Genomic DNA, 14,928 nt, shown 5'->3' on the forward strand with positions numbered 1-14,928 from the left:
GCGGTGGCGGCGGGGAGGGCGAGGCGGCGGCGGTCAGCCCTTCCCCGCGAGGCCGTCGGGGAAGGCGCCGGCCGCGGTGGCGGTCAGGACGAATCCGCGGCCCAGCTCGGTGAGGCGTGCCACGCCGTCCGCCCCCAGGTGCTGGTAGGGAGCGAGGTCGAGCCGGTCGGTGTGCTCCTCCAGTTCCTCGCGGAGCGCCGTGCCCGCCTCGGTCAGCCCGCCTTCGCGGTCGAGGAGTCCCCGCTCGCGCAGCCGCCCGGAGGCAGCCTCCCAGTCGGTGCGCCGCCAGCCCCGGCTGGCGAGGATCCAGCGGGGTGACATGCCCTTGCCGGTCGCGGTGTGGCTGACCAGGGCCTCCAGCGGGTCGAGCCCGGCGGACAGCAGCGCGGCGAGATGGCCGTCGCCGCGGTGCTCGCGCAGCAGGGTCGCGGCGTGCCAGAGAGCGAGATGCGGTTCCCCGGGCACCGGCAGGTCGGCGTGTGCGGAGTACAGCGGGCGGGCGTGCCGGGTGCAGGCCTCGGTGGCGGTGAGCGCCAGGCGGGCGGCCTCCGCCATCTCCGGCGAGGAGACGGTGTCGTCGCCGAGCAGCCGGCGCAGGGTCGCGTCGACCGCCCGGGTGCGGGCGTCCAGGACCGCGGCGGGGGAGGCGGTGTCCCAGACCGCGGGGAGGTGCCGGGCGATCAGCTCGTGGCTGAAGTTGTAGAACGCTGCCGAGACCGTGCCCGGCCCGACCGCGCCCAGGGGTGCGGCGCGGCCCGCGAAGTAGGCGGCACTGGTGTCCTCGACGCCGATCAGCGCGAGTTCCCTCGCATGGTCGGGCGAGAAGTACACGGTGGCGTGGAGCGGGTTGACGGCGTTGTGGCAGCGGCGTCCCGCACGGGGGTGGAGAGAACTCATACCCGAACGTTACCGACCGGTTAGTACGGCGTGAAGGGGGCGAGACCGCCCGCGCTGTGAACGGCGGGAAGGCCCTGCGGTGGCGGGGGCCGGGAACCCGCTCGCCCCACCCGCAGGCGGCGGCGGACGCCCGGACGCACCCGGCGGCCCGGCTGCGCGGTCCGATCCGCGTGGCCCGATCCGCACGAGGCCGTCAACGGCGGGCCGGTGGGACCACCCCCGGCCGTCCGGCCGGCCGCCGGGCCACCGCGCGGTCCCGTCCTGTCCGGTCCGGTCCCGTCCGGTCCCGTCCGGTCCGGTCCCGTCCGACCGCCCGGAGCGCCCCGTCCGGTCCGGTGGTCCTGCCTCACCCGCCCCAGGTGAACCGCGGCGGCCTGCGCTCCAGGAAGGCGGCGACGCCCTCCGCCGTGTCGCCGCTGCCGCGCGCCTGCTGCGCCCAGTGGGCCTCGCGGTCGGCCCGCCCGGCCGCGAACTCCTTCGCGGCGGCCTGCGTCAGCTGCGAGCGGGCCGCCAGCACCCGGGCGAACCCGGCCACCCTCCTGCCCAGTTCGCCCGCGGGCAGCACCTCGTCGATCAGACCGGTGCGCAGCGCCCGTTCCGTACCGATCAACTCGCCCGAGAACAAAAGGTACTTCGCGGTGGCCGGACCCACGAGCGAGACCAGGCGCCGGGTGGAGGCGGCGGGGTAGACGATGCCGAGCTTCGCCGGGGTGACCCCGAAGGAGGCGCCCTCCTCGGCGAACCGCAGGTCGCACGCGGCCGCGAGCTGGCAGCCGCCGCCCACGCAGTAGCCGCGGACCGCCGCCAGCGACGGTCTGGGGAACGCCGCGAGTGCCTCCTCGGCCCGTACGGCCAGTTCCTGCGGTGACTCCTCCGCGACCGCCGGGCCCAGCGAGGTGATGTCGGCGCCCGCGCAGAAGGTGCCGCCGTCGCCGGTGAGCACCAGTACCCGGACGGCGGGGTCGCGGCCCAGTCCGTCCAGCAGTCCGGGCAGCTCTCGCCACATCGCCGCCGTCATCGCGTTGCGCCTGGCCGGATGGCTGATGACGACGGTCGCCACCCCGTCCGCCACCGAGTGCCGGACCCCCGGCTCCGCCCCGTCAGCCTCGTTCGTCCGGTTCCCCGCCTCGTTCGTCCGGTCCATGCGCCGGATGCTATCCGCCGGGCGTCTGCCTACGATCGGTGAGGGGGTGCGGGCGCGGGCCGTATCGCCGGCCAACGCGACGGCGGGGCGACCGCGCAGGCGGCGACCCCCGCGACCCCCCAGGCGCGAGGAGGCAGTGATGACCGGTCCCGCCCGTGAGGGCAGAAAGCTCCGCCGAAGCTTCGGCTGGCTGGCGGTCCTCGGCGTGATCCTGGTGATCGCCGGGATCGTCGGCCTCGTCTACGTCGGGCTCGCCACCCTCACCTCGATGCTCCTGTTCGGCTGGCTGCTGCTCGTCGGCGGATTCGTCGGGCTGCTGCACGCCGTCGAGTCGCGCGGCAGCAACTTCTTCTGGCTCGCCGTCGTCGTCGCCGCCCTGAACATCGCGGCCGGTGTGGTCGTCATCCGCCATCCGGAGGGCAGCGCGGAGGCGCTGACGATGTTCGCCGCACTGCTGTTCCTCACCGGCGGGCTGTTCCGGCTCGTGGGCAGTCTGGTGGTGCGGGGCCCGCAGTTCGGCTGGACCCTGGTCCAGGGCGCCTTCGGTCTGCTGCTGGGCATCCTGGTGCTCGTGAACTGGCCGGAGAGCAGCCGCTATGTCCTCGGTGTGTTCTTCTCGCTCGCCCTGCTCTTCGACGGGCTGGGCCTGATCGCGATCGGCGTGTCCGGCCGGCAGATCGTCGGCATGGTCGCGGAGGGCGGACCGACCGGGCCGACCGGGCCGACCGGGGAGGCCGGAGGGACCGGAGGGACCGTGGGGACCGGGGAGACACCCGGCCGGACGGCGGGCGGTGTATCCGAGAAGTCGTCAGAAGGCGATCCGAATCAGTCGGAGAGCTGACCCAACCGCCATGTCCCGGCTTCAAACCGTCGATAGGGGCTGACTTCTGGTCAGCAGCCCGGTAGGGGCCCCTGCGTTCCCGACACTCGGTGACGCAGCAGTTCCCCAGCGACGTCTCACGAGGGTGGGTGCGGGTCTATGGAGAGCCCCGGGAGCGTCCCGGCCCGGCCACTGCCGTACGAAGGCGTCTGGCGGTTCACCGCACCCGCACGCGACGTGTCCGTACCGCGGGCCCGCCATGCCGTCCGCGATCTGGTCCGGCGCCAGGGCGTACCGGTCCGTGACGAGGTTGTGCAGGCACTGCTGCTGATCGTGTCCGAACTGGTCACCAACGCCGTGCGGCATGCCGCGCTGCTGTCGCCCGAGGTGGCCGTCGAGATCGCGGTCGGTCCGGAGTGGATCCGGGTGGCCGTCGAGGACAACCACCCCTACCGGCCCGCGGCCCTGGTGAGCGACGCCGCCAGGACCGGCGGCCGGGGGCTGCTCCTGGTGAAGGAGATCACCCGGGAGGCGGGCGGTGAGTGGGACGTCCAGCACACACCGCACGGTGGAAAGATCATCTGGGCGGCGCTGCCCCTGCGCCCGTGAGCGGCGGTCGCCCCGGGCGGGGCGCCGCACCCACCGCACCTCAGGTCAGGCCCGCCCGTTCACCAGCCCCCGGACGGGCCGGTGAGCTCCCTGACCGCCGGGCGCGCCCCGTCCAGCACCGTCATGAACCAGGCCGAGAAGGTGTCCCGCGCGTGCCGCTCGGACAGTTCCGCTGCCGTGACGAACGCCGTCTCGCCGACCTCCTCCGGGTCCGGCCGCAGCGGTGCCTGCACCAGGCCCACGAACAGGTGGTTGAACTCCTGCTCGACCAGGCCCGAGGCCGGGTCCGGATGGTTGTAGCGGACGGTGCCCGCCTCGGCCAGCAGCGACGGGGAGACGCCCAGCTCCTCGTGTGTCCGCCGGGCGGCGGCCGTGAACGGCGCCTCGCCCGGATAGGGATGCCCGCAGCAGGTGTTCGACCAGACTCCGGGGGAGTGGTACTTGCCCGGTGCCCGCCGCTGCAGCAGCAGCCTCCCCTGCTCGTCGAAGAGGAAGACGGAGAACGCGCGGTGCAGCTGTCCCGGCGCCTGATGGGCGGAGAGCTTCTCCGCGGTGCCGATGGTTCGGCCGCTCTCGTCGACCAGTTCGAGCAAGATCGGTTGCGCGGTGCCGTTCGACGAGCTGTTCGGCGCGGTGGCGGGTGTGATCGGCATGGCCATCCTTCGCTTCGGTCCTCGGCCCTGAGGGGCGCACCCAGTCTGCCGTACAAAAGCGGCTTGTCGGCACTTCACCGCCCCTGGGCATGTCCGCTCCCGCCGGGCGGGGACCGGCGCCGGTCCCCGCCCGGCACGGAGGGCCGCCCGCCCGGCAGGGGCGTCCGACGCCGTCCGACGCCGGCCGACGCCGGCCGACGTCGGCTCCAGCGCGGTGCCGACCGCGTACGCCCAGCCCTCGGCCCGGCCCTGACCAGAACGCACGACCCCTCGGCGAGGGGCGGGGTGGCCCGGCCGGCCTGCACACCGCGGACCGGGCCCGCCGGGACCGCAGGTGTGAAGACCGGCCTCGGCGCCTGCGGGAACGGCTCGTGCGGATCCGCCGCCCTCACCCCGGCTGCCGGCAGCAGCGGGTGGCCGGCCGTGGCACCGGAGAGTGCGCTCAATGACAGTAGCCCGCCTCGTGCTCCGCATGACCGCCGGGTTCCAGCTGGAACGTGCAGTGCTCCACGGCGCAGTGCGAGGCGGCGGCCGCGGTCCCCCTACGCGGGCGGCCACCGTGTCCGTGGTCCTGCCCTGCCCCCATGCCAGACGCCTCCCGGGTCGCCGTACGTTCCGTCCGAGTGGCCGGTGAACTACGGTCCCGGGGCAGCGGGCAACACGGCGTTGAACACCGTTGTCATATGCTTGACCTGCGGTGATGTCTGCAGATCAGCGCACTGGCCACTCACCGTGAAAGATCAGCCGGGGACGCCGGGTACGCACTCGGGGTGGTGCAGCAGCCAGCCCTCCCAGGCCGACTCGACCATCTCGCGCACCCCGCGAGAGGCCGTCCAGCCCAGTTCCCCGCCGATGCGCCCGACCGAGGCGACGGCCCGTGCCGCGTCCCCGGGGCGGCGCGGTTCGATGACCGCCGGCGTGCCGTGACCGGTCACCTCGGCGACGATGCGGGCCAGTGTGCGCACGGAGACTCCCTCGCCGCGCCCGACGTTCACCGTGAGGTCTCCGGCCCCGTCCCGGCGGGCCAGCCGGCGGGCCGCGGTCAGATGGGCATCGGCGAGATCGGCGACGTGGATGTAGTCGCGGATGCAGGTGCCGTCCGGCGTCGGGTAGTCGTCGCCGAAGATCCTCGGGGCGTCGCCCCGGGTGAGCCGGTCGAAGAACATCGGGATGACGTTGAACACCCCGGTGTCCGCGAGTTCCGGGCCGGCCGCGCCCGCGACGTTGAAGTAGCGCAGGCAGGTGGTGGCGAAGCCGTGCGCCCGGCCGGCCGCCCGCACCAGCCACTCGCCGGCGAGCTTGGTCTCCCCGTACGGGTTGATCGGGACCGTCGCGGCGTCCTCCGTGATCAGATCGGCGTCGGCCATCCCGTACACCGCGGCCGAGGACGAGAAGAGGAAGCGCTCCACCCCCGCGTCGGCGACCGCCTCCAGCAGCACGGTCAGGCCGTGCACGTTCTCCCGGTAGTAGCGCAGCGGCTGTTCCACGGACTCGCCGACCTGCTTCTTCGCCGCCAGGTGCACCACCCCGGTCACACCGTGTCCGGAGAGGACCCGGTCCAGCAGCTCCCGGTCCAGAACGGAGCCCCTGACCAGCGGCACCCCGTCGGGCAGCCGTGCCGCGTCGCCCGACGAGAGATCGTCGAGCACGGCGACCCGTTCGCCGGCGCCCGTCATGATCCGCGCCACATGCGCTCCGATGTACCCCGCCCCGCCTGTGATCAGCCACGTCATGCCCGACACTCTAGGCCGCCTCAGGCGGCGCTCGCCCCCCAAACCCGTTCTTGCGCGGGCCCGTGCGGGCCGGTGCCGCGTCCAGGCGGCGCTCGCCCCGTCGCGACGCCCGAAACGGCGACTCGCTGCGCTGCCGAATCGGCCGGGGAGCCCCACGCCGAGGCCGATCCGGCGCCTTCCGGTGCACCGCTCCGGCCGCCGCTCCGCCCGCCGGCGTGCGGACCGCGCCCGGCGCGGCGGGCCGCGCCGGGGCGCCCCGGGGCACCGGAGGACGGCTTGCGGCGCCGGCCGCCGCCCGGCGGTGGCGGTCCCGATCGCGATGCCGGCCGCCGCCCGCCGTCCGCCAGCCCGCCGTCCGCCCGTCTGCCCGTCCGGGCAGGGACGCCCGTCTGCCCGTCCGCCCGTCCGCCCGTCCGCCGTCCGCCCGTCCGCGGGCAGGGACGCCCGCCCGGGGACGGGGCCGGTGGGACCGGCGCGGGTGCCCCACCGGGAAACCTCGGTGGACTCGTGTTTCCGTTCATCCGATAGCCTCAGCCGACGTGCCGCCGCCCGGTCCCGGGCCGAGCCGCCGTGCCCACCCGTCTGATCACTGCCAAGGAGTGAGTCCGTCTGTCGACCGCCATCCTCACCGGTCCGCCGGTACCCGGATCGCCGCTGGAGGGCGATCTGCGGTCGCTGGGCTTCGACGTGCGCCTCGCCGGCGGGGCCGGCGAGGCGGCCGACCTGCTCGCCGGGCTCCCTGCCGCCGAGCGGGTCGCGCTCGTGGACCCGCGCTTCGTCGGCCATGTCCACGCCCTGCGTATCGGTCTGACGGACCCCCGCTTCCCGGCCGCCGCGATCCCCGGTGCCGCCGCCGCCCTGCCGGAGGCGCGCCCCGCGCTGCTGGCGGCCCTCCGGGAGGCGGCTGCCGGTGGGCGACCGGCGGACGGGCACCCCGCAGGGCAGCCGTCAAAGGACGGTGCGGTTCCGGCCGGCGGGGTCCTGCACACCCACCCCGCCCGGGCCGACGTGCTCCCCGACCTCGCCGCCGCCGCCCTCGCCGACGCCGGTGCCCCTCCCCACCGCCCTGAACTGGGGCCCCTGGTGGCGACCGTGCCGAGCGACCCCCAGGCCCGCAACGAGGCCCGCCAGGCCCTGGCGGCCGTCGATGACGAGGACGTCCGGCTGCGGTCCGCCGTCAAGGCGCGCGACGGGTTCTTCACCACCTTCTGCATCAGCCCCTACTCGCGCTACCTCGCCCGCTGGTGCGCCCGGCGCGGGCTGACCCCCAACCAGGTCACCACCGCCTCGCTGGCCACCGCCCTGACAGCGGCCGCCGCCGCGGCCACCGGCACCCGGGGCGGCTTCGCCGCCGCCGGCGTGCTGCTGATCCTCTCCTTCGTCCTGGACTGCACCGACGGGCAGCTCGCCCGCTACTCCCTCCAGTACTCGACGCTCGGCGCCTGGCTCGACGCCACCTTCGACCGGGCCAAGGAGTACGCGTACTACGCGGGCCTCGCGCTCGGCGCCGCACGCGGCGGGGACGACGTCTGGGCCCTGGCGCTCGGCGCGATGGTGCTGCAGACCTGCCGGCACGTGGTCGACTTCTCCTTCAACGAGGCCAATCACGACGCCACCGGCAACACCAGCCCCACCGCGGCCCTCTCCGACCGGCTCGACAGCGTCGGCTGGACGGTCTGGGTCCGGCGCATGATCGTGCTGCCGATCGGCGAACGCTGGGCGCTCATCGCCGTGCTGACCGCCGCCACCACCCCGCGGATCGTCTTCTGCGTGCTGCTGGCCGGCTGCGCCTTCGCCGCCGCCTACACCACCGCCGGCCGGGTACTGCGCTCGCTCACCCGCAAGGCCCGCAGGACCGACCGGGCCGCACGGGCGCTCGCCGACCTCGCCGACTCCGGTCCGCTGGCGGAGGGCTTCGCCGCCCGCTTCGGGGGCGCGGCCCGCCGGCTGCCCGCGCTCGCGCCCCCCGCGCTCGCCCTGGCCGGCGCAGCCGCGGTCATCCTCACCGCGGCGCTCGCCCCCTACGGCGGCCCCTGGCCCGTCGCCGCCGCCCTGGCCTACGCCCTCGCCTCGGGCCTTGCCGTCGCCCGCCCCCTCAAGGGCGCCCTCGACTGGCTGGTGCCCCCGGCCTTCCGCGCGGCGGAGTACGGCACGATCCTGGTCCTCGCCGCCCGCGCGGACGTGAGCGGGGCGCTTCCCGCGGCTTTCGGCCTGGTGGCCGCGGTCGCCTACCATCACTACGACACGGTCTACCGCATCCGCGGGGGTACCGGCGCGCCCCCGCACCGGCTGGTCCGGGCGGCTGCCGGGCACGAGGGGCGGACCGTCCTGGTCGCGCTGGCGGCCGCCCTGCTCGGCGCCCCGCAGTTCACGATCGCGCTGACCGTCCTCGCGGCGGCCGTGGCACTGGTGGTGGTCGCGGAGTCCGTCCGCTTCTGGGTCTCCTCCGGAGCACCCGCCGTACACGACGAAGGAGAGCCTGCATGATCGGCCTTGTTCTGGCAGCCGGTGCCGGACGGCGTCTGCGCCCCCACACCGACACGCTTCCGAAGGCCCTCGTGCCCGTGGACGGGGACCTGTCGGTCCTCGACCTGACGCTGAGGAACTTCAGCGAGATCGGCCTCACCGAGGCCGCCGTCGTCGTCGGCTACCGCAAGGAGGCCGTGTACGCGCGCAAGGACGAACTCCAGGCCGCCTACGGCCTGAAGCTCACCCTGATCGACAACGACAGGGCGGAGGAGTGGAACAACGCCTACTCCCTGTGGTGCGCCCGCGACGTGCTGAAGCAGGGCGCGGTCCTCGCCAACGGCGACACCGTGCACCCGGTCTCCGTCGAGCGGACCCTGCTCGACTCCCGCGGCGGCGGCCGGCGGATCATCCTCGCCCTCGACACGGCCAAGCGGCTCGCCGACGAGGAGATGAAGGTCATCGCCGCGGACGGCCGGGGCGTCCGGCAGATCACCAAGCTGATGGACCCGGCCGCCGCCACCGGGGAGTACATCGGTGTCACCCTCATCGAGCCCGAGGCCGCCGAGGCGCTCGCCGACGCGCTGAAGGCCACCTTCGAGCGCGACCCCGACCTCTACTACGAGGACGGCTACCAGGAGCTGGTCGACCGCGGCTTCCGGATCGACGTGGCGCCGATCGGCGACGTCCCCTGGGTCGAGATCGACAACCACGACGACCTCGCGAGGGGCCGGGAGATCGCGTGCCTGTACTGACCCGGCTCATCCCGTCGCCGGTCGTCGTCGACATCCGCCCGGGTGCTCTGGAGGACCTGCCGGGGCTGCTCGCCGACCAGCGCATCTCGTCCGGGGGCCGGCTCGCGGTCGCGACGAGCAACGGCTCCGGGCAGGTGCTGCGCGAGCGCCTCGCCCCGCTGCTGCCCGACGCGGACTGGTACGAGGTGGCGGGCGGCACGATCGACGCGGCGGTCGGGCTCGCGGACGAGATCAGGGGCAAGCGGTACGACGCGGTCGTCGGCCTCGGCGGTGGCAAGATCATCGACGTGGCCAAGTACGCCTCGGCCCGGGTCGGGCTGCCCCTGGTGGCCGTGGCGACCAACCTCGCGCACGACGGCCTGTGCTCCCCGGTCGCGACGCTCGACAACGACAACGGACGCGGCTCCTACGGCGTCCCCACGCCGATCGCCGTGGTGATCGACCTGGAGGTCATCCGCGAGGCCCCGGTGCGCTTCGTCCGCGCGGGCATCGGCGACACCGTCTCCAACATCTCCGCCATCGCCGACTGGGAGCTGTCCCATCGGGTCAGCGGCGAGAAGGTCGACGGCCTGGCCGCGGCCATGGCCCGTACCGCAGGCGAGTCGGTGCTGCGCCACCCCGGGGGCGCCGGCGACGACGGCTTCCTCACGGTGCTGGCCGAGGGCCTGGTCCTGACCGGCATCGCCATGTCGATCAGCGGCGACACCCGCCCCTCCTCCGGCGCCTGCCACGAGATCAGCCACGCCTTCGACCTGCTGTACCCCAAGCGCTGCGCGCTGCACGGCGAACAGGTCGGCCTGGGTGCCGCGTTCGCGATGCACCTGCGCGGCGCCCGTGAGGAGTCCGCGCTGTTCGCCGAGGTGCTCGGCAGGCACGGGCTTCCGGTGCTCCCCGGCGAGATCGGCTTCTCCGTCGAGGAGTTCGTCAGGGCCGTGGAGTACGCACCGCAGACCCGCCCCGGCCGCTTCACCATCCTCGAGCACCTCGACCTGTCCACCGACCAGATCAGGGACGCGTACGCCGACTATGCCAAGACCATCCGTAGCTGAGCTCCGCCCGGTCGTCCACCCGGCCGGGGTGAAGGACCGGCGCAGCGGCGAGCACTGGGGCGGCCGCCTCTACATGCGCGAGATCTCGCTGCGCGTCACCCGCGTCCTGGTCGGCACCGGGGTCACGCCGAACCAGCTGACGTATCTGATGACGCTGGCGGGGGTGCTGGCCCTGCCGGCCCTGCTGGTGCCGGGTGTCTGGGGCGCCGTCCTCGCCGTGCTGATGGTCCAGCTCTACCTGCTGCTGGACTGCGTGGACGGCGAGGTCGCCCGATGGAAGCAGCGGTACTCCCTGTCCGGTGTGTATCTGGACCGGGTCGGCGCCTACCTCTGCGATGCGGCGGTTCTCACCGGCTTCGGCCTGCGCGCCGCCGACCTGTGGGGAGGCGGGCGGATCGACTGGCTCTGGGCCTTCCTCGGCACCCTCGCCGCGCTCGGCGCGATCCTGATCAAGGCCGAGACCGACCTGGTCGGCGTCGCCCGTCACCAGGCCGGGATGGAGCCGGTCAAGGACGCGGCCGCCGAGCCGCGTTCGTCCGGGATGGCCCTCGCCCGCAGGGCCGCCGCCGCGCTGAAGTTCCACCGGCTCGTCCTCGGTATCGAGGCGTCGCTGCTGATCCTGGTGCTGGCGGTCGCCGACCAGCTGCGGGGCGACCTGTTCTTCACCCGCCTCGGCGTGGCGGTGCTGGCCGCCGTCGCCCTGCTGCAGACGGTGCTGCACCTGGTCTCCGTCCTCGTCTCCAGCAGACTGAGGTGAGCCGGATGAAGCTCGGTGCCGTCATCATCACCATGGGCGACCGGCCCGACGAGCTGCGCGCCCTGGTCGACTCGGTCGCGGGGCAGGACGGCGACCCGGTCGAGGTGGTGGTCGTGGGCAACGGCGCCCCCGTCGCGGGAGTGCCCGACGGCGTACGCACCCTCGACCTGCCCGAGAACCTGGGCATCCCCGCCGGCCGGAACGCCGGAGTCGAAATGTTCGGCCCGGCCGGCGGCGACGTCGACGCGGTCCTCTTCCTCGACGACGACGGCCTGCTGCCGAACAGCGGCACCGCCGAGCTGGTCCGCCGGGCCTTCGAGGAGGACCCGGCCCTCGGGATCATCAGCTTCCGGATCGCCGACCCGGACACCGGGCTCACCCAGCGTCGGCACGTCCCCCGGCTGCGGGCGTCCGACCCGATGCGCTCCTCGCGCGTCACGACCTTCCTCGGCGGTGCCAGCGCCGTCCGCACGAAGGTCCTGGAACAGGTCGGCGGGCTGCCGGACGCGTTCTTCTACGCGCACGAGGAGACCGACCTCGCCTGGCGGGCCCTCGACGCCGGGTGGATGATCGACTACCGCTCCGACATGGTGCTGCACCACCCGGCGACGCCGCCCTCCCGGCACGCGGTCTACCACCGCATGGTGGCCCGCAACCGGGTGTGGCTGGCCCGTCGCCGCCTGCCCGCGCCCCTGGTGCCCGCCTACCTCGGGGTGTGGATCCTGCTCACGCTCCTCAGGCGGCCCTCCGCCCCGGCGCTCCGGGCCTGGTCCGCCGGCTTCCGGGAGGGCTGGGCCACTCCCTGCGGACCCCGCCGTCCCATGGGGTGGCGTACCGTCTGGCGCCTGACGCGACTGGGCCGACCGCCTGTCGTGTGACGGTCCGGGATCTGAGAGCATCGGGCGTACCTCCGGGACCCGGCCGCCAACTGAGGGCCGCCGCCGCGCATCCTGAACACGAAAGTCTCGACTTGTGAGTGACACAACCCACGACGGCGCGATCGCCACGAGCGCCCGGCCGTCCCCCGACGACGGTCTGACGCCGGGGGAGCTGGCCGCCAGGTACGGCCTGTCGGTGAGCGGTGCCCGCCCCGGGCTGGTCGAATACGTCAGGCAGCTCTGGGGCCGCCGGCACTTCATCCTGGCCTTCTCCCAGGCGAAGCTGACCGCCCAGTACAGCCAGGCGAAGCTCGGCCAGCTGTGGCAGGTCGCGACACCGCTGCTGAACGCCCTCGTGTACTACCTCATCTTCGGCCTCATCCTCGGCGCGGGCCGCGGGATGTCCAAGGAGATCTACATCCCGTTCCTGGTGACGGGCGTGTTCGTGTTCACGTTCACGCAGACGTCGGTCATGGCGGGTGTCCGGGCCATCTCCGGGAACCTGGGACTGGTGCGCGCCCTGCATTTCCCGCGCGCCTCGCTGCCGATCTCGTTCGCGCTCCAGCAGCTCCAGCAGCTGCTGTTCTCGATGGTGGTCCTGCTGCTCATCGTGGTCGGCTTCGGCAGCTACCCGTCGCTGAGCTGGCTGCTGGTGCTGCCCGCGCTGGGACTGCAGTTCGTCTTCAACGTCGGCCTTGCGATGATCATGGCGCGGCTCGGCAGCAAGACCCCCGACCTGGCCCAGCTGATGCCGTTCATCATGCGGACCTGGATGTACGCCTCGGGCGTCATGTTCTCGATCAAGGAGATGCTGTCGGAACGGCCCGCGTGGATCGCCGAGGTCCTGATGTACAACCCCGCGGCCATCTACATGGACCTGGTCCGCTTCGCCCTGATCGACCGGTACGACGCGTCGAACCTGGCCTCGCACGTGTGGCTCGCCGGCGGGCTGTGGGCGCTGCTGGTGGGTGCCGCCGGGTTCGTGTACTTCTGGAAGGCGGAGGAGCGCTATGGCCGTGGCTGACCACCCTCACGACCCCCTCGACGCGCGGGTGCCCACCGTCATCGCCGACGACGTGCACATCGTGTACCGCGTCAGCGGCGGCAGCGGCGGCAAGGGCAGCGCGACGGCCGCGTTGAGCCGGATCCTGCGCCGCGACCGCGGGGAGCCCCGGGGCGTCCGCAAGGTCCACGCCGTCCGCGGAGTGTCCTTCACCGCCTACCGCGGTGAGGCCATCGGCCTGATCGGCACCAACGGCTCCGGGAAGTCGACCCTGCTGCGCGCGATCGCGGGGCTGCTGCCCACCGAGAGCGGCCGGGTCTACACCGACGGCCAGCCGTCGCTGCTGGGCGTGAACGCGGCCCTGATGGGCGATCTGACCGGTGAGCGGAACGTCATCCTCGGCGGACTCGCCATGGGCATGTCGCGCGAGGAGATCCGCGACCGCTACCAGGCCATCGTCGACTTCTCCGGTATCAACGAGAAGGGCGACTTCATCACCCTGCCCATGCGCACCTACTCCTCGGGCATGGGCGCCCGGCTCCGGTTCGCGATCGCGGCGGCCAAGAACCACGATGTGCTGATGATCGACGAGGCGCTGGCCACGGGTGACCGCAAGTTCCAGATCCGCTCCGAGGAGCGCATCCGGGAGCTCCGGAAGGAGGCCGGGACGGTCTTCCTGGTCAGCCACAGCAACAAGTCGATCCGGGACACCTGCGACCGGGTGCTGTGGCTGGAGAAGGGCGAGCTGCTGATGGACGGCCCCACCGACGAGGTCATCAGGGCGTACGAGAAGGAGACCGGGAAGTAGCCCGTCTCCCGCGGTGGACGGCGGGCACCCGCCCGGCCGTTCCGGCGGGGTTCCCGTTGCCGCCGGCCCGGTCGGGGCGGCGCCCGCTCTCCGACCGGCCGTCAATTCCGGTGTCCGCTGCGGCAGTCCGGCGCCCGGCCGGAGCCCCGCGTCCGCTGCGGGAGCCCGGTCGCGGACGGGAACACGGGGGAACGTAAGCTGTACCGGTGCCGATTCACGGCAAGTGGGGCGATACGCCCTGCGGGGATTGCGCCGACCGGACCTCGAACCCCCTCGTGGGGACCGGCGGCGTGTCCGAAATAGGATGTATTGGGTCGGCAGTGTAGAACGGGAGACGTGACGGCCATGACGGAAGATCTCCAGCTCAGCGTGGGCAGTGCCGTCCCCGCATATGGCAGCCGGCAGTGACGGGTACCCGGCAGGCGCGCCCCGACGCCACCACGCGCACCACGCTCGCCAAGGCCGCGGATGAGAACTTTCCCGTGGCCCCTTTCTTCCTGCCCCGCGGCTGGCGCGACGACCTCATGGCCGTCTACGGCTACGCCCGGCTCGTCGACGACATCGGCGACGGCGACCTCGCCCCGGGCGGAGCGGACGCCCGCCACCTGGGGCTCGACCCCGCCCGGGCAGCCGACCGGCTCGCGATGCTCGACGCCTTCGAGGCCGACCTGCTGCGGATCTTCCCCGGTGACGGCCGAGGCGACGCCGCAGGTGAGGGCGAAGGTCCTCGCCATCCCCTGCTGCGGGCGCTGGTGCCGACCGTACGCCGCCGCGCCCTCGCCCCGGAGCCGTTCCTCGGCCTGATCGAGGCCAACCGCCAGGACCAGCTGGTCCGCCGCTACCGGACCTGGGACGACCTCGTCCGCTACTGCGAGCTGTCCGCCAACCCCGTGGGCAGGCTCGTCCTGGCGATCACCGGTACGGCGAGTCCCGAGCGGATCCGCCGGTCCGACGCCGTGTGCACCGCACTCCAGATCGTCGAGCACCTCCAGGACGTCGCCGAGGACCTGGCCGCGGACCGCGTCTACCTCCCGGCCGACGACATGAAGGGCTTCCGGGTCACCGAGGGAGACCTGGCCGCACCGAGCGCCGGCGAGCCGGTGCGCGCCCTCATCGCCCACGAGGCCGCGCGCGCCGGCCGGCTGCTGGAGGAGGGCATCCCGCTCGTGGGCAGCGTCCACGGCAGGCTCAGGCTGCTGCTCGCCGGCTTCGTCGCCGGGGGGCGCGCCGCCCTCGCAGCCATCGCGGACGCCGGCCACGACGTCCTCCCCGGGCCGCCCAGGCCCACCAGGACCCGGCTGATGCGCGAAGTGGGAGCCGTCCTGCACAGAGCGCGTAGAGAGGGGTGAGCCGGGC

At 73.7% G+C, this 14,928-nt stretch carries 14 protein-coding genes; 10 read left to right on the forward strand and 4 right to left on the reverse strand.

Annotated elements, in window-relative coordinates; translation table 11 throughout:
• Window positions 1-33: 33 nt before the first annotated feature.
• Both SCWH03_RS20755 and SCWH03_RS20760 read right to left on the reverse strand, forming a co-directional pair.
• Window positions 34-897: an SCO6745 family protein gene (locus SCWH03_RS20755; protein WP_173265797.1), complete on the reverse strand. Its 864-nt coding sequence runs from the start codon at window positions 895-897 to the stop codon at window positions 34-36.
• Window positions 898-1,243: 346 nt separating this feature from the next.
• The gene (locus SCWH03_RS20760) at window positions 1,244-2,041 is read right to left on the reverse strand and encodes an enoyl-CoA hydratase/isomerase family protein (protein ID WP_173265798.1); all 798 of its coding nucleotides are present in this window, start codon (window positions 2,039-2,041) and stop codon (window positions 1,244-1,246) included.
• A gap of 139 nt (window positions 2,042-2,180) precedes the next feature.
• Here SCWH03_RS20760 and SCWH03_RS20765 point away from each other — a divergent pair, with 139 nt between their 5' ends.
• Together SCWH03_RS20765 and SCWH03_RS20770 are read left to right on the forward strand one after the other, a co-directional pair.
• Window positions 2,181-2,882 carry an HdeD family acid-resistance protein gene (locus SCWH03_RS20765; RefSeq protein ID WP_173265799.1) on the forward strand — a complete coding sequence of 234 codons (702 nt, stop codon included), beginning with the start codon at window positions 2,181-2,183 and terminating at the stop codon, window positions 2,880-2,882.
• A gap of 138 nt (window positions 2,883-3,020) precedes the next feature.
• A complete protein-coding gene (locus tag SCWH03_RS20770) occupies window positions 3,021-3,470 on the forward strand; it encodes an ATP-binding protein (RefSeq protein WP_173265800.1) in 450 nt (149 codons plus the stop codon).
• A 59-nt stretch (window positions 3,471-3,529) separates the two neighbouring features.
• On the opposite strand, the gene idi is transcribed toward SCWH03_RS20770, so the two are convergent.
• Window positions 3,530-4,123 (reverse strand): isopentenyl-diphosphate Delta-isomerase, encoded by a 594-nt coding sequence (gene idi / locus SCWH03_RS20775; protein ID WP_173265801.1) that lies wholly within the window; start codon window positions 4,121-4,123, stop codon window positions 3,530-3,532.
• Between the two features lie 740 nt (window positions 4,124-4,863).
• A complete protein-coding gene (gene galE, locus SCWH03_RS20780; RefSeq protein WP_173265802.1) occupies window positions 4,864-5,856 on the reverse strand; it encodes a UDP-glucose 4-epimerase GalE in 993 nt (330 codons plus the stop codon).
• Between the two features lie 609 nt (window positions 5,857-6,465).
• On the opposite strand from galE, the gene SCWH03_RS20785 reads away from it, so the two are divergent.
• The 8 genes from SCWH03_RS20785 to hpnC all read left to right on the forward strand — a co-directional run bounded on the left by SCWH03_RS20785 (window position 6,466) and on the right by hpnC (window position 14,921).
• Entirely contained in the window at window positions 6,466-8,343 is a 1,878-nt protein-coding gene (locus SCWH03_RS20785) for a DUF5941 domain-containing protein (protein WP_173265868.1), read from the forward strand.
• Window positions 8,340-9,077, forward strand: coding sequence for a phosphocholine cytidylyltransferase family protein (locus SCWH03_RS20790; protein WP_173265803.1), 738 nt, complete (start codon window positions 8,340-8,342; stop codon window positions 9,075-9,077). The genes SCWH03_RS20785 and SCWH03_RS20790 overlap by 4 nt, the downstream gene beginning before the upstream one ends.
• Window positions 9,065-10,126, forward strand: coding sequence for an iron-containing alcohol dehydrogenase family protein (locus SCWH03_RS20795; protein WP_173265804.1), 1,062 nt, complete (start codon window positions 9,065-9,067; stop codon window positions 10,124-10,126). Before SCWH03_RS20790 ends, SCWH03_RS20795 begins: the two co-directional genes overlap by 13 nt.
• The gene (locus SCWH03_RS20800; RefSeq protein WP_173265805.1) at window positions 10,104-10,883 is read left to right on the forward strand and encodes a CDP-alcohol phosphatidyltransferase family protein; all 780 of its coding nucleotides are present in this window, start codon (window positions 10,104-10,106) and stop codon (window positions 10,881-10,883) included. Before SCWH03_RS20795 ends, SCWH03_RS20800 begins: the two co-directional genes overlap by 23 nt.
• Window positions 10,884-10,888: 5 nt before the next feature.
• Window positions 10,889-11,761, forward strand: a complete 873-nt coding sequence (locus SCWH03_RS20805; protein ID WP_173265806.1) for a glycosyltransferase family 2 protein — start codon at window positions 10,889-10,891, stop codon at window positions 11,759-11,761.
• Between the two features lie 94 nt (window positions 11,762-11,855).
• On the forward strand, window positions 11,856-12,785 hold the full coding sequence (locus SCWH03_RS20810) for an ABC transporter permease (protein ID WP_173265807.1): 930 nt from the start codon (window positions 11,856-11,858) through the stop codon (window positions 12,783-12,785).
• Window positions 12,772-13,572: an ABC transporter ATP-binding protein gene (locus tag SCWH03_RS20815; RefSeq protein WP_173265808.1), complete on the forward strand. Its 801-nt coding sequence runs from the start codon at window positions 12,772-12,774 to the stop codon at window positions 13,570-13,572. The genes SCWH03_RS20810 and SCWH03_RS20815 overlap by 14 nt, the downstream gene beginning before the upstream one ends.
• Before the next feature lie 404 nt (window positions 13,573-13,976).
• Entirely contained in the window at window positions 13,977-14,921 is a 945-nt protein-coding gene (gene hpnC, locus SCWH03_RS20820; protein WP_173265809.1) for a squalene synthase HpnC, read from the forward strand.
• Window positions 14,922-14,928 lie beyond the last annotated feature (7 nt).

The organism is Streptomyces pacificus (assembly GCF_011766325.1).
In the GTDB taxonomy this organism is placed as follows: Bacteria; Actinomycetota; Actinomycetes; order Streptomycetales; family Streptomycetaceae; genus Streptomyces; species Streptomyces pacificus.